We start from the raw sequence: 289 nt of genomic DNA on the forward strand, positions 1-289 counted from the left end.
AATGTTCGCTTTGAACTTGGTCGCATGGCTGCAGCTGGCCGTGCTACCCGGTGGTCATGAAGCTGGGTGTTGGGATCTGAAGCGGTGGCGATACCGGCTGTTTTCGATGGCTGGGAAAATCGTCTCTGGTGGGCGGCAACGCCGGCTGTTGATCTCGGCAAGAGCACCAGAAGCACAACTGTTATGCCAACTGAACGAGGGTGTTGGCGTGTTGTTTCAGCGGTGGCGGCGCGGTGAGCTGGCTGCTTGAATTGGCAGTGGTGTTTCCTTGTTTCTTTGGTTTTGAAAG

1 pseudogene is annotated in these 289 nt (G+C 55.7%); it reads left to right on the forward strand.

The features are described from left to right. Positions 1–250, forward strand: a pseudogene (locus ACT3UA_RS19030) (IS1380 family transposase); the annotation flags it as partial. Positions 251–289: the final 39 nt, after the last annotated feature.

The sequence above is a fragment of the Glutamicibacter sp. 363 genome (assembly GCF_052379505.1).
GTDB lineage: Bacteria > Actinomycetota > Actinomycetes > Actinomycetales > Micrococcaceae > Glutamicibacter.